The 25,947-nt window shown below is 36.0% G+C and carries 24 protein-coding genes and 3 tRNA genes; 15 read left to right on the top strand and 12 right to left on the bottom strand.

Annotated features, from left to right (window positions below; genetic code table 11):
* Nucleotides 1-108: 108 nt before the first annotated feature.
* The 3 genes from BM201_RS13165 to tgt form a co-directional block, all read right to left on the bottom strand.
* A complete protein-coding gene (locus tag BM201_RS13165; protein WP_092543383.1) occupies nt 109-1,062 on the bottom strand; it encodes an acetyl-CoA carboxylase carboxyltransferase subunit alpha in 954 nt (317 codons plus the stop codon).
* 85 nt (nt 1,063-1,147) lie between these two features.
* On the bottom strand, nt 1,148-2,224 hold the full coding sequence (locus BM201_RS13170; protein ID WP_092543385.1) for an LptF/LptG family permease: 1,077 nt from the start codon (nt 2,222-2,224) through the stop codon (nt 1,148-1,150).
* Between the two features lie 12 nt (nt 2,225-2,236).
* On the bottom strand, nt 2,237-3,367 hold the full coding sequence (gene tgt, locus BM201_RS13175) for a tRNA guanosine(34) transglycosylase Tgt (RefSeq protein ID WP_092543387.1): 1,131 nt from the start codon (nt 3,365-3,367) through the stop codon (nt 2,237-2,239).
* A gap of 174 nt (nt 3,368-3,541) precedes the next feature.
* On the opposite strand from tgt, the gene BM201_RS13180 reads away from it, so the two are divergent.
* The 3 genes from BM201_RS13180 to BM201_RS13190 all read left to right on the top strand — a co-directional run bounded on the left by BM201_RS13180 (nt 3,542) and on the right by BM201_RS13190 (nt 6,084).
* Nucleotides 3,542-4,387 (top strand): transketolase, encoded by an 846-nt coding sequence (locus BM201_RS13180; protein ID WP_084840931.1) that lies wholly within the window; start codon nt 3,542-3,544, stop codon nt 4,385-4,387.
* A gap of 24 nt (nt 4,388-4,411) precedes the next feature.
* Nucleotides 4,412-5,365: a transketolase family protein gene (locus tag BM201_RS13185; RefSeq protein ID WP_092543389.1), complete on the top strand. Its 954-nt coding sequence runs from the start codon at nt 4,412-4,414 to the stop codon at nt 5,363-5,365.
* A gap of 125 nt (nt 5,366-5,490) precedes the next feature.
* Nucleotides 5,491-6,084, top strand: coding sequence for a porin family protein (locus BM201_RS13190; RefSeq protein ID WP_092543391.1), 594 nt, complete (start codon nt 5,491-5,493; stop codon nt 6,082-6,084).
* A 76-nt stretch (nt 6,085-6,160) separates the two neighbouring features.
* Here BM201_RS13190 and BM201_RS13195 read toward each other — a convergent pair whose 3' ends face one another.
* Nucleotides 6,161-7,138, bottom strand: coding sequence for an FKBP-type peptidyl-prolyl cis-trans isomerase (locus BM201_RS13195; RefSeq protein WP_092543393.1), 978 nt, complete (start codon nt 7,136-7,138; stop codon nt 6,161-6,163).
* 82 nt (nt 7,139-7,220) lie between these two features.
* Here BM201_RS13195 and BM201_RS13200 point away from each other — a divergent pair, with 82 nt between their 5' ends.
* Nucleotides 7,221-7,619: an RNA-binding S4 domain-containing protein gene (locus BM201_RS13200; protein WP_092543395.1), complete on the top strand. Its 399-nt coding sequence runs from the start codon at nt 7,221-7,223 to the stop codon at nt 7,617-7,619.
* 10 nt (nt 7,620-7,629) lie between these two features.
* Complete coding sequence (locus BM201_RS13205; RefSeq protein ID WP_092543397.1) at nt 7,630-8,130, top strand: phosphoribosyltransferase family protein; 501 nt, start codon at nt 7,630-7,632, stop codon at nt 8,128-8,130.
* Here BM201_RS13205 and BM201_RS13210 read toward each other — a convergent pair.
* Complete coding sequence (locus BM201_RS13210; protein WP_092543399.1) at nt 8,127-8,648, bottom strand: shikimate kinase; 522 nt, start codon at nt 8,646-8,648, stop codon at nt 8,127-8,129. The genes BM201_RS13205 and BM201_RS13210 overlap by 4 nt on opposite strands.
* A gap of 125 nt (nt 8,649-8,773) precedes the next feature.
* Here BM201_RS13210 and BM201_RS13215 point away from each other — a divergent pair.
* From BM201_RS13215 to BM201_RS13255, 9 genes are all read left to right on the top strand, one after another.
* Nucleotides 8,774-8,846, top strand: a tRNA-Lys gene (locus BM201_RS13215).
* 34 nt (nt 8,847-8,880) lie between these two features.
* Nucleotides 8,881-8,953 (top strand) — tRNA-Lys (locus tag BM201_RS13220).
* 57 nt (nt 8,954-9,010) lie between these two features.
* A tRNA-Leu gene (locus BM201_RS13225) sits at nt 9,011-9,094 on the top strand.
* Nucleotides 9,095-9,419: 325 nt separating this feature from the next.
* A complete protein-coding gene (locus BM201_RS13230) occupies nt 9,420-9,935 on the top strand; it encodes a DUF2306 domain-containing protein (protein WP_092543401.1) in 516 nt (171 codons plus the stop codon).
* A 279-nt stretch (nt 9,936-10,214) separates the two neighbouring features.
* On the top strand, nt 10,215-11,108 hold the full coding sequence (locus BM201_RS13235) for a MerR family transcriptional regulator (protein WP_092543403.1): 894 nt from the start codon (nt 10,215-10,217) through the stop codon (nt 11,106-11,108).
* A 1-nt stretch (nt 11,109) separates the two neighbouring features.
* Nucleotides 11,110-12,573 carry a phytoene desaturase family protein gene (locus BM201_RS13240; RefSeq protein WP_092543405.1) on the top strand — a complete coding sequence of 488 codons (1,464 nt, stop codon included), beginning with the start codon at nt 11,110-11,112 and terminating at the stop codon, nt 12,571-12,573.
* Between the two features lie 4 nt (nt 12,574-12,577).
* Complete coding sequence (locus tag BM201_RS13245) at nt 12,578-13,417, top strand: phytoene/squalene synthase family protein (protein WP_092543407.1); 840 nt, start codon at nt 12,578-12,580, stop codon at nt 13,415-13,417.
* A 16-nt stretch (nt 13,418-13,433) separates the two neighbouring features.
* Entirely contained in the window at nt 13,434-13,889 is a 456-nt protein-coding gene (locus BM201_RS13250) for a sterol desaturase family protein (RefSeq protein ID WP_092543409.1), read from the top strand.
* Between the two features lie 9 nt (nt 13,890-13,898).
* Entirely contained in the window at nt 13,899-15,041 is a 1,143-nt protein-coding gene (locus BM201_RS13255) for a lycopene cyclase family protein (RefSeq protein ID WP_092543411.1), read from the top strand.
* Here BM201_RS13255 and BM201_RS13260 read toward each other — a convergent pair.
* The 5 genes from BM201_RS13260 to BM201_RS13280 form a co-directional block, all read right to left on the bottom strand.
* A complete protein-coding gene (locus BM201_RS13260; RefSeq protein WP_092543648.1) occupies nt 15,038-15,601 on the bottom strand; it encodes a TlpA family protein disulfide reductase in 564 nt (187 codons plus the stop codon). The two genes, BM201_RS13255 and BM201_RS13260, sit on opposite strands and share 4 nt — an antisense overlap.
* Nucleotides 15,602-15,736: 135 nt before the next feature.
* Nucleotides 15,737-18,004 (bottom strand): aconitate hydratase, encoded by a 2,268-nt coding sequence (locus BM201_RS13265; RefSeq protein WP_092543413.1) that lies wholly within the window; start codon nt 18,002-18,004, stop codon nt 15,737-15,739.
* A gap of 333 nt (nt 18,005-18,337) precedes the next feature.
* Nucleotides 18,338-19,291: an AAA family ATPase gene (locus BM201_RS13270; RefSeq protein ID WP_092543415.1), complete on the bottom strand. Its 954-nt coding sequence runs from the start codon at nt 19,289-19,291 to the stop codon at nt 18,338-18,340.
* Between the two features lie 13 nt (nt 19,292-19,304).
* Nucleotides 19,305-20,756: a peptidylprolyl isomerase gene (locus BM201_RS13275; protein ID WP_175487040.1), complete on the bottom strand. Its 1,452-nt coding sequence runs from the start codon at nt 20,754-20,756 to the stop codon at nt 19,305-19,307.
* Nucleotides 20,719-21,579: a peptidyl-prolyl cis-trans isomerase gene (locus tag BM201_RS13280; protein WP_245758640.1), complete on the bottom strand. Its 861-nt coding sequence runs from the start codon at nt 21,577-21,579 to the stop codon at nt 20,719-20,721. Before BM201_RS13280 ends, BM201_RS13275 begins: the two co-directional genes overlap by 38 nt.
* Nucleotides 21,580-21,829: 250 nt before the next feature.
* Here BM201_RS13280 and BM201_RS13285 point away from each other — a divergent pair, with 250 nt between their 5' ends.
* The gene (locus BM201_RS13285) at nt 21,830-22,387 is read left to right on the top strand and encodes an OmpH/Skp family outer membrane protein (protein ID WP_092543417.1); all 558 of its coding nucleotides are present in this window, start codon (nt 21,830-21,832) and stop codon (nt 22,385-22,387) included.
* Nucleotides 22,388-22,464: 77 nt separating this feature from the next.
* Here BM201_RS13285 and guaB read toward each other — a convergent pair whose 3' ends face one another.
* Nucleotides 22,465-23,937 carry an IMP dehydrogenase gene (gene guaB / locus BM201_RS13290; protein ID WP_092543419.1) on the bottom strand — a complete coding sequence of 491 codons (1,473 nt, stop codon included), beginning with the start codon at nt 23,935-23,937 and terminating at the stop codon, nt 22,465-22,467.
* Nucleotides 23,938-24,012: 75 nt separating this feature from the next.
* Nucleotides 24,013-25,857, bottom strand: coding sequence for a tetratricopeptide repeat-containing sensor histidine kinase (locus tag BM201_RS13295; RefSeq protein ID WP_175487041.1), 1,845 nt, complete (start codon nt 25,855-25,857; stop codon nt 24,013-24,015).
* Between the last annotated feature and the right edge of the window lie 90 nt (nt 25,858-25,947).

The following is a 25,947-nucleotide window of genomic DNA, read 5'->3' on the forward strand; positions in this document are numbered from 1 at the left end:
AATAATAAACAATTTGGTTGTTGAAAACTTTATTTTTTTGTTGATAAGGCCAAAAAAATCCGAAACACAGGTTTCGGATTTCCGTTATATCGTATGATTTAGAACGGATTAATCTTTATAGACTCCCATATCTAAATATTTATCCATTCTAGAACTTATCAAATCTTCCTTTGATAAGTTTTTAAGCTCTTCAAAAGATTTTAAAATAGATTTTTCCACAGCTTTAAAGGTTCCTTCTCGATCGCTATGTGCTCCACCAAGTGGCTCTTTTACGATCTCGTCGATAAGCTTTTGTTTCTTCATATCTTCAGCAGTAAGCTTTAAAGCTTCAGCAGCGGTCTCTTTATATTCCCAGCTTCTCCATAAGATCGAAGAACAGGATTCTGGAGAGATCACAGAATACCAGGTATTCTCTAACATTAATACCTTATTTCCTACACCTATTCCTAAAGCACCACCACTGGCACCTTCACCAATAATTACCACAATAATTGGTACGCTAAGGCGAGTCATTTCCATAATGTTACGAGCGATCGCTTCACCTTGTCCTCTTTCCTCGGCCTCTAGTCCTGGGTAAGCTCCCGGAGTATCTACAAAACAAACTACAGGAAGATTAAATTTCTCTGCAGATTTCATTAAACGTAAAGCCTTGCGATATCCTTCTGGATTTGCCATCCCAAAGTTACGGTACTGTCGTGTTTTAGTGTTGAATCCTTTTTGTTGACCAACGAACATAAAACTTTGATCACCAATTTTTCCAAGACCACCAATCATGGCTTTATCGTCTTTTACACTACGATCCCCGTGTAATTCTAAAAATGTATCACCGCAAATCGCATTTATGTAATCGAGCGTGTAGGGACGGTTAGGATGTCTGGACAACTGTACGCGTTGCCATGCAGTAAGATTTTTGTAAATCTCTTTTTTCTTCTCCTTAAGTTTTTTCTCGATCTGTTTACAGGTGGCAGTTACATCAACTTCGCTTTCTTCCCCAATATTACAGGCGCGATCGTACTGCTCTTCCAGTTCTTTAATCGGTAATTCAAAGTCTAAATATTCCATAAGTAGCTATGGTTGTTTTTATTTGAGCCTACAAATATAACAAACTTTAAATCGAAGAATTAAAGCGAAAGCTCAATAATTTTTATTAACGTTTTGCTTTTAACAATAAAAAGACGGCCAGTATACCAAATGATATATTTGGGATCCATACTGCTAGTAGCGGCGAAAAGGTTGATTGCTCGGCAATTGTACCAAAAACCTTATCGAAAAATATAAAAATAAAAGCCAGCGAAATTCCTACAGCCAAATTAACTCCCATTCCTCCGCGACGCTTCATCGAGGAAACTGCAACTGCAATAATGGTAAGAATAAATGCTGAAACCGGAATGCTTACACGTTTATAAGCTGCTACCAGATACATATTCATATTCCCAGATCCACGGCGACTTTCTTTTTCTATAAATTCGTTTAATTCTGAAAAACTTAAAGTTTCAGCGATATAAGTCTCTGGAGTTAATTCATCAAATTCGAAAGGTAGAATTGTATCTAATCTTGTTTCTTTACTAATTTCATCCCCAAACTCACCTACAACCCTTCTATCGACATTCGATAAAGTGTAGGTAGAATCTTCAGTATTAAATTTTAACCTGGAAGCACTAATCTTGAATTTAAGTTCATTGCCTTCAAAATGCTCTAAGGTGAAATTACTAGCTGTATGTGTTTTTGGTCTAAAATGACTGGCATAAATAACCTCATTATCATTTACCTGGCGATATACATCTTTAGTTTCCTGAGTTTCGTGGCCTCTTTTTAAATATTCGTACTTAAATTCATTAAAACCTTTACTCGCTTTAGGCGCTAAGAACATACTTAATCCTAATGCAGCGATACAAACGATCGTTGCACCAATTATATAAGGCCTTAAAAATCGATAAAATGAAACGCCACTACTTAAAAATGCAATAACCTCTGTATTATTAGCCAGTTTAGATGTGAACCAAATTATAGAGAGGAAAAGAAAAAGCGGAAATAAAAGATTAGCGAAATAGATTGTAAAATTTAGATAGTATTCGGCTACCTCAACAAAAGGAACTTCATTTTCTAAAATCTTATCGATTTTTTCAGCAAGATTAACTGTAATCCCAATAGGAATAAACAGCAACAACATCATACTGAAGGTTCCTAAATAGCGCTTTAAAATGTACCAGTCTAAAATTTTCAAACTACGATTTTTTTATAGTCTTTTATCCATTTGCTTCACCATCATATCTTTCCAGGTTCTAAAATCTCCTGCTAAAATATGCTTTCTTGCTTCGCGTACCAACCAAAGATAAAATCCGAGGTTATGGATGGTTGCAATTTGCTTGCCAAGCATTTCATTAACGGTAAATAAATGACGAACGTATGCTTTAGAATATTGCGTATCTACAAAAGTGATACCCATATCATCGATTGGTGAAAAATCATCTGCCCACTTCTTATTTTTGATGTTAATGGTACCATGAGCGGTAAAAAGCATTCCGTTTCTTGCATTTCGGGTAGGCATTACACAATCGAACATATCGATACCTAGAGCGATATTCTCTAAAATATTGATAGGAGTTCCTACTCCCATTAGGTATCTTGGTTTTTCTTCAGGAAGAATTTCAGTAACCACCTCGGTCATTGCATACATTTCTTCTGCAGGTTCTCCAACAGATAAACCTCCAATAGCATTTCCTTCAGCATTTCTTGAAGCAATATATTCTGCAGATTGTCTTCTTAGATCTTTATACGTGCTTCCCTGAACGATTGGGAATAAGGTTTGATCGTATCCATAGAGCGGCGGAGTTTCAGCAAAATGTTTAATACATCTATCTAACCAGCGATGCGTCATATGCATCGATCTTTTTGCATAATTATAATCACATGGATAAGGAGTACATTCATCAAAAGCCATAATAATATCTGCACCTATCTCTCGCTGAATTTCCATTACATTCTCTGGAGTAAAAACGTGATAAGAACCATCAATATGAGATTTAAACTTTACCCCTTCTTCTTTAATTTTTCTTCTACCAGAAAGTGAATACACCTGGTAACCACCACTATCGGTTAAGATATTGCGATCCCAGTTCATAAATTTATGAAGACCACCTGCTTTTTTAAGAATCTCGGTTTTAGGGCGTAAATAAAGATGATACGTATTTCCTAAAATAATATCTGGATTGATCTCTTGCTTTAGCTCGGTTTGATGCACTCCTTTTACAGAAGCTACAGTGCCCACAGGCATAAAAATTGGTGTTTCTATTACTCCGTGATCTGTAGTTATCTTACCGGCTCTGGCTTTACTAGCGGGATCGGTCTTTAAAAGTTCGAATTCCATATAAAAAATTAATGGCTGCAAAGATACTTAACATTTCTGCAAATTAAAGTATTAAGATATTCCAAAAATAAAGTGTAACTTTAACACTTATATAAAATACTCACTCCTTTTCGTTTTGAGAAAGCATATTATTAGCTTATTTTAGCATTAAATATTCACAACAATAACTATATAATGGCAAACATTGAAGAATTAAAAAGTTTTGCTACCCAAGTACGCAGGGATATCGTAAGACAAGTTCATAAAGTTAGCTCTGGACACCCTGGAGGTTCTCTTGGTTGTACAGAATTTTTTGTAGCACTTTATCAGGAAATCATGGATCACGATCCTAGTTTTAATATGGATGGTGTAAATGAAGATCTTTTCTTCCTTTCTAATGGTCACATTTCTCCTGTATTTTATAGTGTACTTGCTCGTAGCGGATACTTTCCTGTTGAAGAATTAGGAACATTTAGAATGATCGATTCTCGCTTGCAAGGACACCCAACAACTCACGAAGGCCTTCCAGGAATACGAATTGCTTCTGGATCATTAGGTCAGGGAATGTCTGTAGCCTTAGGTGCTGCGCAGGCTAAAAAATTAAATAAAGATAGTAAACTGGTTTATACACTTCATGGTGATGGTGAATTACAGGAAGGACAAAACTGGGAAGCTATTATGTATGCTGGAGCTAAAGGAGTAGATAATATTATATCTACTGTAGATGTAAACGGCCAGCAGATCGATGGTAGTACAGATACAGTACTTAACATGGGAGACCTAAAAGCTAAATTCGAAGCTTTTGGTTGGGACGTTTTAGAAATTGCAGAAGGAAACGACATAGAAAAAGTAATCGAAGGATTAAACGAAGCTAAAGAGCACACTGGTAAAGGTAAACCTGTTTGTGTTCTTATGACTACCGTAATGGGTAACGGCGTAGACTTTATGATGCACACACACGAATGGCATGGTAAAGCTCCAAACGACGAACAACTAGAAAGTGCGCTTGCACAAAATCCGGAAACTTTAGGTGATTACTAAAACTCTTTTCCAAAAAAGAATACAATGAAAAAATACACTTATACTGAAAAACAAGATACAAGAAGTGGTTTTGGTGCAGGGCTTGCAGAGCTTGGTAAAACCAATGATAAAGTTGTAGCACTTTGTGCTGATCTTACCCCTTCTTTAAAAATGGCCGACTTTATCGAGGCTAATCCAGAGCGTTTTTTCCAAACAGGAATTGCTGAGGCAAACATGATGGGAATGGCAGCAGGATTAACTATTGGAGGCTACATTCCTTATACTGGTACTTTTGCAAACTTTTCTACAGGTCGTGTTTACGATCAGATTAGACAGTCTATCGCCTATTCTGGGAAAAACGTAAAAATTTGTGCTTCTCACGCCGGCTTAACCCTTGGAGAAGATGGTGCAACTCACCAGATTCTTGAAGATATTGGTCTTATGAAAATGTTACCAGGAATGACGGTTATCAATCCTTGTGACTATAACCAAACAAAAGCAGCCACTATTGCAATTGCAGAGCACGAAGGTCCTGTTTACCTACGTTTTGGGCGCCCAAAAGTGCCAATATTTACACCTGCCGATCAAAAATTTGAAATTGGTAAAGCTATTATGCTTAATGAAGGTACCGATGTTACTATTATCGCTACAGGTCACTTAGTATGGGAAGCCATCAAAGCCGGTGAAGCTTTAGAAGAAAAAGGAATTAGTGCTGAAATTATTAATATTCACACCATAAAACCTTTAGATGAAGAAGCTATCATTAAATCTGTAAAGAAAACTGGTTGTGTTGTTTCAGCTGAAGAGCATAACTTCCTTGGTGGTTTAGGAGAAAGTGTTTCCAGAACATTAGCTGAACATTTCCCAGCTCCACAAGAATTTGTAGCTACCAAAGACACTTTTGGTGAAAGTGGTACGCCAGAACAATTAATGGAAAAATACGGACTTAATGCTGAAGCTATAGTTGCTGCTTCAGAAAAAGTTATAAAACGTAAATAAAAGCTTAAAAAGCGTTAAAATACTGTAAAACAAAGCCTTTTAAATTCATTTTAAAAGGCTTTGTTATTTTTAGCTAAAATTTTACTTCTTAACTTGCGTTTAATTGCTAACTAATAATTATAATCATGAAAAAAGTTTTAATCATTATGCTTTGCCTGGCTTCTACAGGACTTTGGGCGCAATCTTCTGAATTTGGTATAAAAGGAGGTTTAAATTATGGATCTACTGGTGATATCGATGGCTTTCAGGATGCCGTAGATGATTTTCCAGACATTACAGAAGGAGAAGCAAAAGCGGGATATCACTTTGGTATCTTTGCAAAATTTGGGATTTCTTCAGTATTTATTCAGCCAGAGCTTGTGTACACCAAGCTTACTACAGATTACGGTGCTTTTGACTATAATCTAGACAAAATAGATTTACCTGTATTATTGGGAATCGATATTCTTGGACCTTTAAATATAAAAGCAGGTCCTTCATTTCAATATATTACCAATAACGAAATAGATAATGGTACTTTTGAAATTAACGATGTAGAAAACGATATTACAGTAGGTTATCAATTAGGCGCTGGCCTAAATTTGGGCAATCTTGGTATCGATGTAAGGTATGAAGGTGCTTTTACAGATAATACGGCATTCAGCGACACTGCAAGTGATAACTTCAGTATAGACTCAAGACCGTCACAATGGATTTTGAGTTTATCTCTGGCTCTTTAAAAGAATCTTTTACACCCCAAAAACAAAAAAGGCTCCTTAAAAAGGAGCCTTTTTTCATATAATCTTAGCTTAAATTTTATTCTTCTACAGGCTCAAAAGAATCTGCATCTAAATAATTAGGAGTTCCGTTATTGTTGGTATCCGGGAAAGTTAAACTACCATCGGCATTAATGATAATTTCCTGGCGTGTTGGTAATCCATCACCATCATCATCCGTATCTGAATGATCTGGTAACCCATCTTCATCTGAATCATCATCAAATAAACTTCCGTCACCATCTATATCTTCCATCCAACTTGGGATACCATCACCATCATGATCTGCTTCGTTTACATTCAACAAATGAAATGTAAAAATTAATGGACTATATCCATACCCAGGACTGGTACCATTAAAATATCCCAATCCAGATGGTGCAAATAAAGCACCTATTCCGTAATCATTAGACCATTCTACCGTATTATCTGGGTTAACGCTATAATTTGAAGCTCCTCTAAACTCGATCAATGCCTGTTGAAAAGCCTCTACAACACCACCTCTTCTTACTAAGCTTCCATCACTTTGAATTCCTACAAATCCTTCAAGATCAAACCAAACTGGTGAGTTAATACTATTGTCAAAAACTTCAGCATTAATTAATTCCCCCTTATATCTTACATATGTAGAGTCTGAAAAGTGTGGTTGGTCTCCTGCTCCTTCTCTAACCTCTAACAGGTATAGGTTATAATCTAACTCAGTTTCGTTAGCCTGATAGGTAACTGTTTTTGTTGAAAAATTTGGGGATTCCCAAATAGAGACTTTATCACTATTCTCACCAGCAATGGTATCAAAAACGATATTGTAATCGAAATCTGCTGCTGGATTTTCAAATTCTTCGTAATTATAAAAGTGAGTTTGTAAATATTCTACAAGACTATCATCATCGGCCGTTCTTTGCTCCTGCTCGTCCCTTAATTCTATCGGATCTACTGTACCGTCGTCATCGTCATTACAACTCGTAAAAATAAGGCCGGCCAAAGCAATTCCGGCTAAAAAATATTTGTTCAATCGCATTGTCTCGTTTTTTAAGGGCGCAAGATACAATAATCTTGTATTTTTGTTTATGATTATAGAACAGTTTTAAGGACCATTTATTATGAGAGTTGATAAATTTTTATGGAGTGTGCGGTACTTTAAAACCCGAAGCATTGCTACGAATGCCTGCAAGCAGGGTAAAGTAAAAATGAGCGGTAGTAACATGAAGCCTTCAAAAGAAGTTTTTCCTGGGGACAGGCTAGTAGTTAGAAAGAATCAAATAGACTATCAGTTAGAGGTATTAGACCTTCCTCCCAGCCGGGTGGGTGCCAAGCTTGTGAGTATTTACGTTCAGGACCATACCCCGAAAGAAGCTTTTGAGAAATTAGATCTTCTAAAATATTCAAAAGATTATTACCGTAAAAAAGGTACCGGAAGACCTACAAAAAAAGATCGCCGAGATATCGAAGATTGGTTTGATAATGCCAGCGATTCTGAAAATAAAGATCAAAACACTTAATAGAACTTAGATGAAAGAAAAGGTTCAAATTTTAAATCACGCTGAAATTGCTCAAAAAACCAAGCGAATCGCATTTCAGATCTACGAAAATAATATTAACGAAGAAGAAATCGTACTGGCAGGTATCGCTAGGAAAGGTTTTAAATTAGCGAAGAGAATCCAAACCGAATTAGAAAGGATCTCTCCGCTAAAAATCATTCTTTGTGAGGTGAAGATCGATAAGAAAAGTCCACTAAGTGAAATCACTACTTCTATCCCTTCACAGGACTATAGCGAAAAATCCATAGTTTTAGTGGACGACGTATTAAACTCTGGCACCACTCTAATCTACGGAGTACGCCATTTCTTAGACGTACCATTAAAACAATTTAAAACTGCGGTACTTGTAGACCGTAATCACAAAAAATATCCCGTAAAAGCCGATTTTAAAGGTATTTCTCTTTCTACTTCTTTAAATGAAATGGTAAAGATCACTTTTGAAGAAGGAAATGACAGAGCCGAGCTTATTTAATCAAGTTTAGATTTTATTTTTTCCACGATCGCTGTGGGTGTAGCCCCATCTACATCCACAATGATGTTGGATTGATTGTAATAAAAAGCTCTTTCAAACAAGTGCTTTCTAATAAATTCTTCTAATTGCTCTTTAGTATCTAAATGGCTAATCACCGGGCGATGCACTTTTTCTAAGAACAACCTACTGGTTAATTCTTCTACCGAAGCTTTTAAGTAAACAGTTTTATTATTTTCATCTGCCTTTAAAAGCTCAAAATTATTTCCGTAGCATGGAGTTCCGCCTCCAAGAGACACGATCATGTTATCATTCTTAGCTAAAATATCTTTTAAAACCTGATTTTCTAATTTTCTAAAATATAATTCTCCTTTTTTTTGAAAAATTTCATGGATGCTTCTTCCTTCCATCAATTCTATCTGATCGTCCATATCTACCAAAGGATAATCCATTGATTCAGAAAGTTTTTTACCTATAAGAGACTTCCCAGACCCCATGTAACCATTCAGGAAAATTTTCATATCGTAGCCGTTTTTTTCGAGTTAATTTCTACTGAAAGCAAATTTAATTTAAAATAAGCTTGAAAAATAAAAAATTGATTATATATTTGCACCCGCATTCGCAAAACGATGGATGCTGATTTAATGATCTGGTAGCTCAGTTGGTAGAGCATCTCCCTTTTAAGGAGAGGGTCCTGGGTTCGAGCCCCAGCCAGATCACTTTTTTGTTCTTATTTTTATTAAATATAAATTTGATCTGGTAGCTCAGTTGGTAGAGCATCTCCCTTTTAAGGAGAGGGTCCTGGGTTCGAGCCCCAGCCAGATCACTTTTTTATTTAGAGTTTCTCAAACTCATTTTTTAGCCCGTTTATTGCGGCGCATTTGCCCAGGTGCTGGAATTGGTAGACAGGCATGGTTGAGGGCCATGTGTCCATTAGGGCGTATGGGTTCGACTCCCATCCTGGGCACACAAACACTTTCCTCTTTCTTCATTATTTTTATTCAAATTAATTTAAATAAATATTAAAGCTGAGTCTTTTTATAGATTTCAGAAAAAATACTCTTTAAAATTCAACAATATTAGCAAGTATTTTAAACTTGATGATATTATTGTGAAGCCGAGATTTTCACGCTTCAGCTATAAATGTTGTAGGATAATGCAATGTTAAAGCATAGCGCGAATTTTATTGAGTGAGGTCATCTATACAATTCAGCTATCCGTTTTGACGGTTCAGTAAAAGAATTATAAATTTTATTCTATTTATATCCATCTTTAAATCAAATTCTTTAGAGATGCCACACGATATAATTGGATGGACACATACTATCTTCGCCATAATAGCTTTAATTACAGGAAGCTTAATATTAATTAATCCAAAAGGATCTTTATTTCATATAAGAACAGGAACAATTTATGTTATCTCCATGATTATAGTATGCGCATCGGCGTTTCTAATATACCGCGTTCACAAAACCTTTGGAATTCTTCATTTTTTCGCGATTATCAGTACAGCAACTTTAATTATGGGAATGACACCTATGTATATAAAGAATTTTAAACAACCTATCGTATCCCATTTATCCTGGATGTACTGGTCTGTCATTGGACTTTATTGCGCATTTGCAGCAGAACTTTTTACACGTTTACCTATAATTCTAAATATCAAAAACAACTATGGTGTTTTCTATTTAGTTGTTGGCCTATCTACTGGGATAGTTGGCATGACCGGAAGTTGGTTTTTTAAAAAGAAGAAGAGCTATTGGGAGGTCAAATTTAGGAAGCCACAAAATAAATTGAATGATAACTAAAGAGCTGTCATGAAATAGCTAATATCTACTTTCGAATTAAAAGGCGTTAATAGTTGAAAAACCAACCTATTAAATTAGGCACATATTTTCAAACATAGCATCAGCAAATCTTCATATTAACAACACTTCAAAATTCTTAATCATCAACATAAAAGGCTTATCTATTTGCTCATTTTTAATTTTGTTTAATTAATTAACCACTAGATTAAACATTTTAACTTTTTCCTATGGAAATTACAGATTCTATTTCTTTAGATTTGTTTAGCATCATAGGATTATATGGAATTAATTAAACAAAACTTCAGCATAAAAGATCTCGAGAATCTTAGTGGTATTAAAGCTCACACCATAAGAATGTGGGAAAAACGATACAATATTTTAAAGCCAGAGCGTACAGAAACTAATATTAGAATGTACGATAGCTCGAGTCTTCAAAAGATATTGAATATCGCCTTTCTTAACGAAAATGGTTATAAGATCTCTCGAATCTCGAAACTTAGCGAACAGGAAATTACCGCAATGGTTCATCGCATTACCTCTAGCATTAGCGAAGAGAATAGAGCTATCAATCAATTTAAGATGGCAATGATGAATTTCGACGAAGCACTTTTTGATAAGACATACAAAGCTTTGATCGAAAAAAAGAACTTCAAGCAGATCTTTAACGATATTTTCCTGCCGCTTCTAAATGAGGTTGGAATGCTATGGCAAACCGATACCATAAAACCTATACACGAGCATTATATTGTAGATCTAATAAAACAGAAATTATACCTTAATCTGGTTGAAATTAAAAGTTCGAAAACACCTACTAAGGATGATCTATTCATTCTATTTCTACCAGAAAATGAAATCCACGATATAGGAATTTTATACATTCAATACCTGCTTTTAAATGAGGGTTACCAAACCATCTTTTTAGGCCCAAGTTTACCACTTTCTAATATGAAGTTTTTATTAGAGCGTTATCCTAACGTTCGATTTTTGAGTTATTGTACCATCGCTCCTATTAATATGCCAGAATTTATTGAAGAATTTCAGGAAATTATCTGTGATGGACGCCAATATGAATTGAATCTTTTTGGTCATAAAGCGAATTCCATTAAAGACTCTTCATTACCAGAAAATATAAAAGTATATCGCGACTTAAATAATTTTATAAAAACGATTTAAAATGAAGCAAAAAATTAGCATCATAGGATCTGGATTTGCTTCGTTAGCAGCATCCTGTTATCTGGCTAAAGAAGGTTACGATATCACCATTTACGAAAAGAATGCTGAAGTTGGTGGTAGAGCAAGACAACTAAAAAAAGAAGGATTTACATTTGATATTGGCCCAACATGGTATTGGATGCCCGATGTTTTTGAACGCTTTTTTGCCGATTTTGGCAAAAAACCAGAAGATTTTTATACGCTTGTAAAACTAGATCCTGCTTACCGCGTTTACTTCGAGAAGGGTTATTACATAAGTATTGAAGACAGCTTGGATAAGATTTATGCTGCTTTTGAAAAAGAAGAACCAGGAAGCTCGAAACCTTTAAAGAAATTTATAAAAGAAGCTCAGGAAAACTATGACATCGCTATCAAAGATGTAGTATATCGCCCGGGCGTTTCTCCGCTAGAACTTGTAACCCCGCAAACCGCTGCAAGGATTGGTCAGTTTTTTAGTACAATTTCAAAAAAGGTTAGAAAAGAATTCAGCAATGAGAATTTAATCAAGATTCTTGAATTCCCGGTACTTTTTTTAGGAGCAAAACCAACCGCTACTCCGTCCTTTTATAGTTTTATGAATTATGCTGATTTTGGGCTTGGTACCTGGCATCCAAAAGGCGGAATGTACGAAGTTATTCGTGGCATTCAATCTTTAGCCGAAAATCTGGGAGTTAAAATAAAAACAAACAGCAATGTTTCTAAGATTGAAGTGGAAAATGGGACTGCAAAAGGTCTCTATGTGAACGATGAATTTATTGCTAGCGATATTGTACTTAGCGGCGCAGATTATCACCACAGCGAACAATTACTTCCGCAAAAGCATCGTCAATATTCAGAGAAATATTGGGAAAGCAGAACTTTTGCTCCTTCTTCTCTCCTTTTTTATGTTGGTTTTGATAAAAAATTAAAAGATACCGTGCATCACAGTTTATTCTTTGATACGGACTTTGATGTGCACGCTCAAAATATTTACGATACCCCACAGTGGCCAGAAAACCCGCTTTTCTACGCCAGTTTCCCTTCAGTAACCGATGATAATGTCGCTCCTGAAGGCAACGAAGCAGGGATTTTCTTAATTCCGCTTGCCCCAGACATCGAAGATACTCCAGAACTTAGAAATAAGTATTTCGAAAAAATCATTACCAGATTCGAGAATATCACCAATCAAAGTGTTAAAAATAATATTATATTTAAAGAGTCCTTTTGTGTGAACGATTTTAAAGAAGCTTATAATTCTTACAAAGGCAATGCATACGGACTCGCAAATACACTGCTTCAAACAGCTTTTTTACGACCTAAGCTTAAAAGCAAAAAAGTAAAGAATTTATTTTTTGCAGGACAATTAACGGTACCTGGCCCGGGAGTTCCACCATCATTGATCTCGGGAAAATTAACCGCCGGGCTAATTACAAAAAACAAAATTTAGTGCTATGAAATCTATTTTTGACGTTGTTTCGAGAACGTGCAGTAAAGAAGTTACCAATGCTTACAGTACTTCTTTCTCTTCTGCAACAAAAATGCTAGCTCCAAGCATACGACAGGATATCTATAACATTTACGGCTTTGTGCGATTTGCAGATGAAATCGTAGACAGTTTTCACGATTACGATAAAGAAAAATTATTCAACGATTTCGAGATCGATCTTTACAAAGCCTTAGAGGATAAGATTAGTTTAAATCCTATTCTAAACGCATTTCAAGAAACGGTACATAAATACAACATCGATAAAGATCTGTATGTAGCCTTTATGAAAAGCATGCGCTTAGATCTTCACAAATCAGATTACCTTACTATCAACGAGTACAAAGAATATATCTACGGAAGCGCAGATGTTGTAGGTCTTATGTGTTTAAAAGTATTTGTAAAAGGCGATCAAAAAAAGTATGACGAGCTTAAAGAATCTGCCATGAGCTTAGGTTCTGCTTTTCAAAAAGTGAATTTCTTGAGAGATCTTAAAGCCGATTTTGAAGATTTAAACCGAAGTTATTTCCCCAACACAAATCTGGATCAATTAGACGAAGCCAGTAAAAAACGTATTATTGCTGAAATTGAAGAGGATTTTAGAAAAGGCTTAAACGGAATTATACATTTACCGGTTGAAGCGAAATTCGGAGTTTACACGGCTTATATTTATTACAAAAAACTACTTTACAAACTAAAACAAACGCCTTCTTTAGAAATTAAGAAAAAGCGAATTAGAGTATCAGATTATCAAAAAGCAGGATTACTTGCAAAATCTTATATCTCTTGCCGTCTTAATCTTATATAATTTGTAAATTTAGACTATGACTACAATTCTTTGGATCGCTATATTTTTAGCCACCTTCGTTGGTATGGAAGGTATGGCCTGGTTTACACATAAATATATTATGCATGGTTTTTTATGGAGTCTGCATAAAGATCATCATCAAAAAGATCACAGCAGCTGGTGGGAGCGTAACGATCTGTTTTTTGTTTTTTACGCTGCCGTAAGTATTGGTTGCTTTCTTTTATGGCGCTACGAAAATGTTTGGTTCACGTTACCTATTGGCCTTGGAATTTTAGCTTACGGAATCGCTTATTTTAGCGTTCATGATATCTTTATACATCAGCGTTTCAAGATCTTTAGAAACGCAAATAGCACCTACGCAAAAGGAATTAGAAGAGCGCATAAAATGCACCACAAACATATTGGTAAAGAAGATGGCGAAAATTTTGGGATGCTATTTGTTCCTTTTAAATACTTCAAAAAATCTAAGTAAATATCCCGTATGCTAGGCCCTGTTTATTTTTATGTGATTGTTGGGGGCGGCCTTGCAGGACTTCAATTGGCTTTGCGTCTAAAAGACGATGTCTTTTTTAAAGGGAAGAAAATAGCCATTATCGACCCTTCTTTTAATATTTCTGAAGATAAAACCTGGTGCTTCTGGGAACAAGGAAAAGGACGATGGGATTCTTTAATTTCTGCGGAATGGAAAACTGGGAAATTTATATCTACTACTAATGAAGAAGATTTAGATTTACAGCCCTATTCCTATAAAATGCTGACTTCAGAAAAGTTCTTCGAATATGCTTTAGCTGAAATTCGTAAATCTGAAGACCTTTTTTTAATTGAAGACGAAATTTCAAAGATCGATCCCGTGACAATGAAAGCTGTAGGGAGAAAGAAAACCTACAACGCTACACATTTCTTTGATAGCAGAATCCCTTCAGAATATTTCGAAACTCAGGATTACACAAAGATCTATCAACATTTTAAAGGTTATCACGTAAAAACTGAAACACCTGTTTTTGATCCAGATCAATTTACAATGATGGATTTTAGACTGACTTATAAAAACAGTACGAGTTTTACCTATATTTTACCATTTTCAGCAACTGAAGCGCTTGTAGAATATACGTTTTTCACTCCCTTTCTTACGGAAGAAGAAATTTATGATGAGCAGCTGAAAAAATATCTTTCAGAATATTTGAATATAGATACTTACGAAATTTTAAATGAAGAGAAAGGAAATATCCCAATGACAGATTTTCCTTTCGAAAAAAATAATAGCTCCAAAATCACCAAAATCGGTACTGGTGGTGGTTGGGTAAAAGGTTCTACAGGATATTCTTTCAAGCATACAGAAAAAAAGATCACAAAGATCATCGAAAACATCAAATCTGGATACGAACCTTCAAAAGATCTCTTCCGAAGTAAATATAAATTTTATGACGCTATTTTCTTAGATGTTTTAGCTCGTAGAAATGAAAAAGGAGAGCAAATATTCAGCAAATTTTATCAGAAAAATTCAGTTGAAGAGATTTTCGCTTATTTAGACGAAGAAACATCATTTGCTGAAGATCTAAAGATCATGTTTAGTCTTTTTGACCCAGAATTTATTGTTTCTTTCTTTAAAAAATTCCGCCTCTAATTCGCCAAAAGCTCCTCCAAGGTATTCCTAAAGCCCGTGCTATTCCAATCGGCTGCGCCTTCTTTTTTAATCACAATTCGTCCCTTTTTATCAATAAGATAAGAAGTTGGTAGCTTATACCCTTCTAAAGGATCTGGATAATTAGTTTTCATGCGATAAACCGGTAGATCATATCCTTTGGCATTCATAAATCCCTGGCTGGTTTCGAATTCTTCTCCGCTTATAAAAAGGAAAACCACACGATCTTTATAATCTTGATAAACTTTGTTTAAACTGGGCATTTCTGCAATACACGGTGGGCACCATGTAGCCCAGTAATTTATTAAAATTACTTTGCCCTTAAATTGTCGAAAATCGACTTCATTTTTAAAACGATCTTCTAAGATCCAGTTATAAGATTCGATCTCTGGCCGTTCTTCTTCATCGGTAACACTTGGATTCGAAGCTATAATTTTATTAAAAACAATGGCGATTGGTTTTCGGGTTTGCGGCATCACCATCGCGATAATAATCACTACCAAAATGATATTGGTCCATTGATTTTTAAAAAGCTTTTTCATACCAGGCAATTTTTCAGCAAAAATAATTGAATCTATTTTATCGGCATAGGATTTATGTTGAAGTATAGACTGTACTAAAAACAAAAAACTCTCGCCAAAAGCGAGAGTTTTTAAAATCATCTATATAAATCTTAATTAAGCAGCGTTTTGCTTTTTGATTAAGTTTAACGCTGAACCATGCTTATACCATTCGATTTGTGGCTGGTTGTAAGTATGTTCAGCTTTGATTGTATCTTTAGAACCATCTGCATGAACGATTTCAATTGTAAGATCTTTATCTGGAGCAAACTCCTCTAGATCTATAAAGTTGAAGGTGTCATCTTCCTGAATTAGATCGTAATCTTCTTCATTTTTGAAAGTAAGTCCTAACATACCTTGTTTCTTAAGGTTAGTTTCGTGAATACGAGCAAAAGATTTTACTAGTACCACTTTAACACCTAAGTGACGAGGCTCCATAGCAGCATGCTCACGAGAAGACCCTTCACCGTAATTGTGATCACCTACTACTACTGTTGGAATTCCTTCTTTTTTATACTCTCTTTGTACCGCCGGCACACCATCATACTCCCCGGTGATTTGGCTTTTTACAAAGTTAGATTTCTTATTAAATGCATTAATTGCCCCGATAAGACAGTTATTAGAAATGTTATCTAAGTGACCACGGTAACGTAACCAAGGACCAGCCATAGAAATATGATCTGTAGTACATTTACCCCATGCTTTTATAAGAAGTTTTGCTCCTGTAAGGTTTTTACCATCCCAAGGCTCAAAAGGTGTAAGTAATTGTAAACGCTCGCTATCTTCAGCAACTTTTACTTCTACATCACTACCATCTTCCTTAGGTGCTACATAACCAGCATCTTCTACAGCAAAACCTTTTGTTGGAAGTTCGATACCTTGTGGCTCATCTAACATAACTTCCTCTCCATTTTCGTTGATCAATTTATCACGAGTTGGATCGAAATCTAAACGACCAGAAATTGCGATTGCAGCAACTATCTCTGGAGAACCAACAAAAGCGTGAGTATTTGGATTCCCATCTGCACGCTTAGAGAAGTTACGGTTAAAAGAATGCACGATAGTGTTTTTCTCTTCACCTTTACGATCACTACGATCCCATTGACCGATACATGGCCCACAGGCATTTGTAAATACAGTCGCATCTAGATCTTCAAAAATTTGAAGTAATCCATCACGCTCTGCAGTAAATCTAATTTGTTCAGATCCTGGGTTAATTCCAAAATCTGATTTTGATTTAATTTTCTTGTTAACCGCTTGCTGTGCGATAGAAGCAGCACGCGTTAAATCTTCGTAAGAAGAGTTAGTACAAGAACCTATTAATCCCCAATCTACATTGATTGGCCAGTCGTTTTCTTTAGCCTTCTCTCCCATTTCAGAAATTGGAGTCGCTAGATCTGGAGTAAATGGCCCATTTAAGTGAGGTTTTAATTCTGAAAGGTTGATCTCGATAACTTCATCGAAGTAAGTATCAGGATTAGCGTAAACCTCATCGTCGCCAGTTAAATGTTCTTTAACCGCGTTAGCAGCTTCAGCAACATCCTCACGGTTAGTCGCTTTTAAGTAACGCTCCATAGACTCGTCATAACCAAAAGTTGAAGTGGTTGCACCAACCTCAGCTCCCATGTTACAGATTGTACCTTTACCAGTACAAGACATAGAACGAGCACCTTCACCAAAATATTCGATAATTGCACCAGTACCACCTTTTACAGTCAAGATACCTGCAACCTTAAGAATCACATCTTTTGGAGCAGTCCATCCAGAAAGTTTACCAGTTAATTTAACACCGATAAGCTTAGGGAATTTAAGTTCCCAGGGCATACCTGCCATTACATCTACAGCATCGGCTCCACCAACACCAATAGCTACCATACCTAAACCACCTGCATTTACAGTGTGAGAATCGGTACCAATCATCATTCCTCCTGGGAATGCATAATTTTCTAATACTACCTGGTGAATGATCCCGGCTCCTGGTTTCCAGAAACCAATTCCGTATTTATTAGAAACAGATTCTAAGAAATCGAAAACTTCGCTACTAGATTTGTTGGCACTTTGAAGATCGATTGCAGCTCCCATTTTCGCCTGGATTAGGTGATCACAGTGTACTGTGGTAGGAACGGCTACTTTCTTTTTACCAGCCTGCATAAATTGCAATAAAGCCATTTGCGCAGTCGCATCCTGACAAGCAATTCTATCTGGAGAGAATTCTACGTAGTCTTTCGCTCTCTCGTAAGCTGTAGTTGCTTCACCATCCCATAAGTGAGAGTAAAGAATTTTTTCTGCAAGAGTTAAAGGTCTACCAACAACGTCACGTGCTTTTGTAACACGATCTGCCATCTGGTCGTACACCTTTTTGATCATATCAATATCGTATGCCATCGTTTTAAGAGTTTTTGTTCTAAAAAAGTCCGACAAAAATAAGAAATTTAAGCGGATTTTGAAAATGAAAAGCGCTTCTAAAAGGTTTGAGTAAATGGCTTTCCGAAGGTTGAGAGCTCAAAAAATTATTCAAGAATATCTATTTTCAAACCAACTAAAAAGCAAGGTTCGCAATTTTAGAAGGTAATTTATAAGAATTCGATAAATAAATAAAAGAATCGAGTGCTATTGGTTTTATTTATAGCCATTCTTAATTATCTATAATGCAAAAAATAGGGAGAATTGAAAGCTAAGCTACTTCCACTGAAAAATGTCAATGTAAAAACTGGATTATTAAAGAAGTTCCTTAATTAAAGTTTCTATGGTAAGACCTTCAGCCTCGGCTTTGTAGTTTTTGATAATTCGGTGACGCAAAATACCTATCGCTACCGCCTGAACATTTTCTTTATCTGGAGAGAATTTCCCGTTTACTGCAGCATGAGTTTTAGCCGCTAGGATAAGATTTTGCGAGGCTCTTGGACCAGCTCCCCAATCCAGATAATTCTTTACAACTTCTGGAGCTGCTTCTGAATTTGGTCTAGTTTTACCAACCAGTTTTACAGCATATTCGATCAAATTATCAGCCACCGGCATTTTTCTAATTACCTGCTGAATTTCACTAATTTCAGCTGAAGTAAATAGAGATTGTACATCGTACTGCTTATCTGTAGTAGTATTTTTAACCACGTTCACCTCTTCCTCGAAAGTTGGATATTCCAGGTTTATGGCAAACATAAAACGATCTAACTGTGCTTCAGGCAAGGGATAGGTTCCTTCTTGTTCTATCGGGTTTTGCGTAGCCAATACAAAATAAGGTGAATCTAAATGATAACGATGTCCCGCTACTGTTACAGATCGTTCTTGCATGGCCTCTAAAAGAGCCGCCTGGGTTTTTGGTGGGGTACGATTAATCTCGTCTGCCAGCAAAATATTGGTAAATACCGGCCCTTTTATAAACTGAAATTCGCGCTTTTCGTTAAGAATTTCAGATCCCAATATATCACTGGGCATTAGATCTGGTGTAAACTGAATGCGTTTAAAATCGAGTCCAAGCGCTTTTGAAATGGTATTTACCATTAAGGTCTTTGCCAAACCAGGAACCCCTATTAACAAAGAATGCCCTCCGGAAAATACGGAGAGCAGTATTTGATCTATTACTTTTTCCTGACCTACAATTACTTTGCTTATTTCACTTTTTAAGCTTTTATGCTTTGCTACAAAATTCTCTAGTAATCTAACGTCAGACATTCAATAATCTATTTTATTTTTTTAACCAGTTGCTAGTATACTCACAATCTCTGTATTTTCCACTAATTTTAACGTAAGTATCCTGGATTTTTTCTTTTTGCCATTCCTGAATGGCTTTAATTCTTTTATCCTGAAGTGCAAGATCCTTGATCTTCATATAATCTGTACCGTAATCTGCAGTATGCTCTGGAATCCTTTTATCGATTTTTACAATCTTAAAAATTGGTCGTCCCATATCGTCCTGCTCGGTAAGTCGGTAAGAAATTTCTCCTTCATCCAAATCCTGAATCTGGCTATAAAGTCTTGGAGGTAAATTCTTTTGATCGAAACCTAGATCTCCCGTAGTTGGATTTCTCATTTTACCACCGTCAGATTTTGTTTCATCTCTATCTGAAACTTCTCTTGCTGCCTGCGCAAATTCTACTTCGCCATTTTCGATCTTTTCTCTTACAGCATCGATTTCTTCTTTAGCTTTTTCTACAGCTGCATTATTAACATCTGGAATTAAAAGTATATGACGAACATCGATTTCCTGACCTCTAATTTTAACCAATTGCACAATATGATACCCGTACATAGTTTCGAAAGGCTCACTAATCTCTCCTTCTCTTAAAGAGAAAGCTACATCCTTAAATTCTTTTACGAAAGCATCTTTTCTTCCTAAGCTTAAAATATCTCCACCAGTTTGAGTATCATCTGAATAAAGGATCGCTTTTGTTGCAAACTTAGATCCGTTTTCTAGCACATCTGCTCTAAACTGGTTTAAACGATCGATCGTTTTTTGCTTTTCTTCTTCGGGAACTTCAGGTTTTACTACAATTTCTGAAATCTCAACTTCATCACCAAAAACTGGTAATGAATCCTTAGGAATATCGTTGAAATAAGCTCTCACTTCTTCCGGAGTAACCTCAATATTTTCAACGATCTTTTGTCTCATTTGCTGAGCCAGCTGGCTTTGTTTATTCAGCTCGAACAATTCGTTTCTAAATTCAGCTTCAGAATCTCTTTTATAAAATTCTAATACATCTTCTATAGTTCCCAACTGTCTTACCATACCAGCAATTTGCTGATCGATATAATTATTGATCTGTGCATCTGGCACAATAATACTATCCTGAATTGCCTGGTGAGCGTATAGCTTATTTTCCATAAGCGATCCTGCCAACTGGCAATCGGTCACATTTGCAGTACTACCTCCCTGAGACTGGATATCTTTTCTAGTTAGATCTACATCACTATCTAAAATGATATAATCACCAATAACAGCAGCAATACCATCTACCTTTCTGCGCGCTCCTTCTTCTTCAGCTACAGGTTGGTTTTGTACCAATTCGTCTTCCATTTGTATAGAAGTGCTATCTGTAACAATGATCTCCTGCGCACCTGCATTAATACCAAGCAGTAAAGCTGCCAGCATCAAACCTCTTTTAATTGTAAATCTCAAATTGATTGTTTTTAATTGCATCTTTTGTAATATCCTTTTCTAATTGCTTCACCAACTCTAATTTCTGCTTGTTGAGCAAAATCTGTTCCACCGTTGGTTTTGCATATTCTAACGGCGCCTGATCGTTTTTCTTTAGCGCATCGTTTACATAGATCAAATAAGTTTCTATAGAATCCTTTAACTCTATGTAATTATCTTTTCGTAACAACTTAGCTCTATCTTCTACACTAAGTGGAGTTACTTTATCGTAAACCGTTGCTGTTTTTATCCAAACAGAATCATTAAACGAATAATTTTTGAATTGCAATGCATTTTCCTGCAATTTTACTTTATCCTCTTCATTAAAACGAACAAACCAATCTTTAATTTTATCAAGATTGGTATTATTTGCTTCTAAATTTATGTACCTAAGCTTCACAAGATCCTGGCTAAGCTTAAAATTCTCTTTATTTTGCTCGTAATAACTGGCAATTATAGTATCTGTAAAGACCGAATCCAACTCTTTAGATACTACCGCATCTGTGTAAGCATTGGTATATAATTCGTTCTTATAATTCTCTACAAGCTCATTAAATTCCTTTTGCCTGGCTTCTGGAAGATTTAGTTTTGCACGGTCGATCAATAATTGCTGTGTTGCCCATCGATTAATGTAGCTATTTACAATGATCGTGCTATCTTCAGCAGAAATCCCGTCTCCAACAAGACTTTTAATATCTTCTTCATACAAATAAGAATTATTTACCCGAACAACAACTTTTCGGTTATCCTGAGATTTAAAAAGATCACAGGAAATAACCAAAATCGGCACGAAGCCAATTAAAATTGCCTTAAATATTTTCTTCAAACCTGGTAAACAATTCTATTAATCTCAGTAAAAACGCCGTTTTCTGAAATTTCTTATTAAGTGCAGCAAAAATAAGAATTCCTAAAGGTTCTGCAAGCTATAACCTTACTGATTATCAAGCACTGTTTGTATTTTATCGAAAATAGACTGGTAATACCAATCGCCGAAAATGAAAAACTATCATTTTCCTAAAAAATCCTATGTTTAATTGATACTCACTGTTATATTTGCGCAAAACAAGAGATAAAAAATGAAGAAATTTAGCGTATTAATTACATTTTTATTTTTCGCAATTGCAGCGAATGCACAAAGTAAGATAGGAACGATAGATGCCGAATACATTATTAACAAAATGCCAGAGATTAATGATGTGAATAATGGTGTACAGGCTTACAACGAATCTTTACAGGCAGATGTAGAACAGGCAATTAACACTTACGAAGGATTAATTAAAAATTACCAGGACAGTACTGCTGTTTTTACTGAAGATGTAAAGAAACAACGCGAAAACCAGATTCTTGGATTAGAAAACGAAATTAAACAATTTCGCCAGCGTTCGCAGGTAATGATGCAAATGAAGCGTAATGAACTTACGCAGCCATTATATCAAAAAATAGATGCTGCCATGCAGGAAGTAATTAAAGAAGAAGGATATACACAGATCTTTCATGCAGGTGGTGGCGCTTTAGCATACTCACAACCTGGAAGTGATATTACTGAAAAAGTGATGGAGAAATTAGGAATCTCGATCGAAGAAGTAAATACCACTCAGCCTTCAGCAGATAGTAACAATACAAACTCAAACTAAGTTAGCTAAAGAGTTTGAAAAATATAAAATAAAAAAGCCCGCGTTTGCGGGCTTTTTTATTGATCAAAATTCGTCGATTATCGACTATAATTTGGTGATTCTTTAGTGATCGTTACATCGTGAGGATGACTCTCATGAATACCTGAAGAAGTAATTTTCACGAATTTAGCATGTTCTTTAAGTGCTTCGATATCTTGCGCACCACAATACCCCATACCAGCTCTTAAACCTCCAACAAATTGGTGAATGCTTTCTTCTAATTCTCCTTTGTAAGGCACACGACCAACGATTCCTTCTGGAACCAATTTCTTAATATCATCTTCTACATCCTGGAAATAACGATCTTTAGAACCTTTTTTCATCGCTTCTACAGATCCCATTCCGCGATAAGATTTGAATTTTCTTCCTTCGTATATAATGGTTTCACCAGGAGATTCTTTTGTTCCTGCTAAAAGAGATCCTAGCATCACACAATCTGCTCCTGCAGCAAGTGCTTTAGGAATATCACCGGTATAACGAATTCCACCATCTGCGATAACCGGCACACCGGTTCCTTTTATTGCAGCCGCCACTTCTAAAACTGCTGAAAATTGTGGAAATCCAACTCCTGCTACAACTCTTGTTGTACAAATAGAACCTGGCCCAATTCCTACCTTTACAGCATCTGCACCTGCTTCTACTAAATACTTTGCAGCTTCACCGGTTGCGATATTACCTACAACCACTTCAAGGTCTGGAAATTTAGCTTTAACTTCTTTAAGTACATAAACCACTCCTTTGGTATGGCCATGTGCAGTATCTATGATAATAGCATCTACGCCGGCATTGTGCAATGCTTCTGCTCTTTGTACTGCATCTGCAGTAACGCCAATAGCAGCCGCTACTCTTAATCTTCCGTAGCTATCTTTATTTGCATTAGGCTTTTGGGTAAGCTTAGTGATATCTCTAAAGGTAATTAAACCAACAAGTTTATCTTCTTTATTTACTACCGGAAGTTTCTCGATTTTATTTTCCTGAAGAATATCTTCTGCCTGATCTAAAGAGGTTCCTTCCGCAACAGTTACAAGATTTTCTGAAGTCATCACTTCTGAAATAGGGCGTTGATTGTTCTTTTCGAATCTTAGATCACGATTAGTTACAATTCCTATCAATTTCCCTTCATCATCAACAATTGGAATTCCGCCGATGCTATGCTCTCTCATTTGATCTTTAGCATCCTGAACGGTAGAAGAAATTGGCAAAGTAACAGGATCGATAATCATTCCGCTTTCTGCACGTTTTACTTTACGCACTTTTAAAGCCTGCTGCTCTATCGTCATGTTTTTATGAAGAACACCTATACCTCCCTCTCTGGCCATGGCAATTGCCATACGAGATTCTGTTACGGTATCCATCGCTGCTGAAACAATAGGAACGTTAATCGTAATGTTTTTGGTAAATTTTGTCTGGATATTTACTTCGCGTGGTAAAACCTCAGAGAAGGCAGGGACTAAAAGAACATCATCGTAAGTAAGCCCTTCTCCCAGAATTTTGGATTCGTGTGCAACCATAGCAATTAAGAATTTAATTGCATGCAAATATACACAGTTTTCGGTAGAATGCGTTAGGTTTAGGTGAATAAATCCTTAATCATTGTTTTTTCTGAAACAAACGATAAATTCAGATCCTTCCCCCGGATAACTTTTAATTTCCAGACGTGCGTTATTCAGCGTTAAAAATTGTTTCACCAGCAACAAACCAATCCCTGTACCGGTCTCCATTTCCGTTCCCAGTTCAGACATGATCTGTGTATTAAAATTCTTAATCTGCTCGATGCGCGCTTCAGAAATTCCATCACCACCATCCCTTATCTTGAAAAGCACACATTTAGGTTCTTCAGCATAATGAATTTTAATTTCGCTACCTGGATGCGTAAACTTAATGGCATTACTAATTAGGTTATGAAGTATGATCGAAAGATGCCCATTATCAACAAAAATCGGACTCAAATTTGAAGGAATTTCGTGGGTAATCTGAATATTTTTTGACTTCGCAACCAGATAATGCGCCTCCATAATCTCTTTAACTCGCTTTGCCAGTATCACCTCTTCGATGTACATTTTAGCACCTTCTAGCTGCGAATTGGCCCATTGCAATAAATTTTGAAGCATAGTTGACGTTGCTGATACCTGCTTAAGCATTTCATCCAAAAGCTCGGCCTGCTCTTTCTCGGTAAACTCGCCAGTTTTTATAAGCTCTAATAACTTTTGAATAGAACCAATTGGCGATTTTAAGTCATGCGATAAAATAGAAAATAATCGATCTTTACTTTTATTGATCTTCGCAAGTTCTTCGTTACGCTCTGTGATCACATCATTTTTCTGAAGTATAAGTCGGTTTTTCTCTTCAAGTGTTTTTCTAAACTTTTCTTTTTGGCGATAACTTTTAATTCTGAAAAATAAAACTAACAATAGGACAAATCCGGCGAATAAGAGAATGGCAATAATGAGCTTATTTTTAGAAAGCTCTTTATCTTTCTCCATCTTCTCTGAACGCAAACGTCGATTATCTGCTTCCTTTTGTTCCAGGTTCAGAAGATTTATGGCTCTAATTCTTTTTTGATCGTAAAGGGAATCTCTATACGCTTTGTTTTCTTTCGAAAATAGTACTGCATTTTCCAATTCTCCTTGTGCTTCATAGATATCGAATAAAACCCCGGTAATTCGTTCTAATTCAAAAAAAGAAGCATTAGTTTTTCCAAACCCAAGTGCTTTTAACCCATATCCTTCGGCGGTATCCAGATTATTTAAAGCAAGGTTGGTTCTTGCCAGGCCGTAATAAGAAAACGCTTTTTCCCAATTATTGGGTGCTACCGTATCATTTAAAACGCGTTGATAGTAATTTTGTGCTGTTTTGATCTGGTCTTTTTCGTAAGCTAAATTTCCTAACTGATTTAAAGTAAGATGCTCGATATCTTTCCTTTTCGATGCAACAGCCAAAGTAAGCGCACTATCCAAGGTCACTTTAGCACTTTCTAACTCTCCAGATTGAAGTTCTGATACCCCAAGATTAATTATAGCAGGAGCTGCAGCATATTCATCTTCGGCTAAATTATAATAATCGATGGCCTGTTTAAAATATTCAATCGCTTCATTGTGACGATCGATTCCTTGCTGAATAAGCCCAAGACCATTTAGACATTTACCAATTCCTTCCCAGTTTTCGGCTTCTCGAAAAAGTTTTTCTGCTTCAAGAAAATGAGACAAAGAAAGATAGTATTCCCCTTTTACATAAAATGCAACTGCATATCTATGCTGAAGTTTGCCCTTTAGGTTCGCGTCATCACTCTGAGTTACAAAAGTTTTGGCTTTATCTAGTTTGCTTTCAGCAAGTTTAAAATCATTGAATATGAATTCGTTGGCTTCTTTCAAATAAAAAGAAGCCGAATCGGCTATTTGCTCTTGTGAAAAATCTGACTGAGCCAATGCCAATTTTGTAAGAAAAAGAAAGAAAATTCCTAAAAACCTGATTCGCAAAACTTAAAGCTATTAATCCTGCACAATAATAAGAAGAAAACTAAA

The organism is Zunongwangia mangrovi (genome assembly GCF_900112105.1).
GTDB lineage: Bacteria > Bacteroidota > Bacteroidia > Flavobacteriales > Flavobacteriaceae > Zunongwangia > Zunongwangia mangrovi.

Excerpts from the sequence above, each read along its gene's own strand:
- BM201_RS13270 (WP_092543415.1), bottom strand. The coding sequence starts at position 19,291 with ATGTCTGACGTTAGATTACTAGAGAATTTTGTAGCAAAGCATAAAAGC.
- BM201_RS13245 (WP_092543407.1), top strand. The coding sequence starts at position 12,578 with ATGAAATCTATTTTTGACGTTGTTTCGAGAACGTGCAGTAAAGAAGTT.
- BM201_RS13235 (WP_092543403.1), top strand. The coding sequence starts at position 10,215 with ATGGAATTAATTAAACAAAACTTCAGCATAAAAGATCTCGAGAATCTT.
- BM201_RS13180 (WP_084840931.1), top strand. The coding sequence starts at position 3,542 with ATGGCAAACATTGAAGAATTAAAAAGTTTTGCTACCCAAGTACGCAGG.
- BM201_RS13190 (WP_092543391.1), top strand. The coding sequence starts at position 5,491 with ATGAAAAAAGTTTTAATCATTATGCTTTGCCTGGCTTCTACAGGACTT.
- BM201_RS13205 (WP_092543397.1), top strand. The coding sequence starts at position 7,630 with ATGAAAGAAAAGGTTCAAATTTTAAATCACGCTGAAATTGCTCAAAAA.
- BM201_RS13165 (WP_092543383.1), bottom strand. The coding sequence starts at position 1,062 with ATGGAATATTTAGACTTTGAATTACCGATTAAAGAACTGGAAGAGCAG.
- BM201_RS13240 (WP_092543405.1), top strand. The coding sequence starts at position 11,110 with ATGAAGCAAAAAATTAGCATCATAGGATCTGGATTTGCTTCGTTAGCA.
- guaB (WP_092543419.1), bottom strand. The coding sequence starts at position 23,937 with ATGGTTGCACACGAATCCAAAATTCTGGGAGAAGGGCTTACTTACGAT.
- BM201_RS13210 (WP_092543399.1), bottom strand. The coding sequence starts at position 8,648 with ATGAAAATTTTCCTGAATGGTTACATGGGGTCTGGGAAGTCTCTTATA.
- BM201_RS13260 (WP_092543648.1), bottom strand. The coding sequence starts at position 15,601 with ATGAAAAAGCTTTTTAAAAATCAATGGACCAATATCATTTTGGTAGTG.
- BM201_RS13200 (WP_092543395.1), top strand. The coding sequence starts at position 7,221 with ATGAGAGTTGATAAATTTTTATGGAGTGTGCGGTACTTTAAAACCCGA.
- BM201_RS13285 (WP_092543417.1), top strand. The coding sequence starts at position 21,830 with ATGAAGAAATTTAGCGTATTAATTACATTTTTATTTTTCGCAATTGCA.
- BM201_RS13255 (WP_092543411.1), top strand. The coding sequence starts at position 13,899 with ATGCTAGGCCCTGTTTATTTTTATGTGATTGTTGGGGGCGGCCTTGCA.
- BM201_RS13185 (WP_092543389.1), top strand. The coding sequence starts at position 4,412 with ATGAAAAAATACACTTATACTGAAAAACAAGATACAAGAAGTGGTTTT.
- BM201_RS13265 (WP_092543413.1), bottom strand. The coding sequence starts at position 18,004 with ATGGCATACGATATTGATATGATCAAAAAGGTGTACGACCAGATGGCA.
- tgt (WP_092543387.1), bottom strand. The coding sequence starts at position 3,367 with ATGGAATTCGAACTTTTAAAGACCGATCCCGCTAGTAAAGCCAGAGCC.
- BM201_RS13230 (WP_092543401.1), top strand. The coding sequence starts at position 9,420 with ATGCCACACGATATAATTGGATGGACACATACTATCTTCGCCATAATA.
- BM201_RS13195 (WP_092543393.1), bottom strand. The coding sequence starts at position 7,138 with ATGCGATTGAACAAATATTTTTTAGCCGGAATTGCTTTGGCCGGCCTT.
- BM201_RS13250 (WP_092543409.1), top strand. The coding sequence starts at position 13,434 with ATGACTACAATTCTTTGGATCGCTATATTTTTAGCCACCTTCGTTGGT.
- BM201_RS13275 (WP_175487040.1), bottom strand. The coding sequence starts at position 20,756 with ATGCAATTAAAAACAATCAATTTGAGATTTACAATTAAAAGAGGTTTG.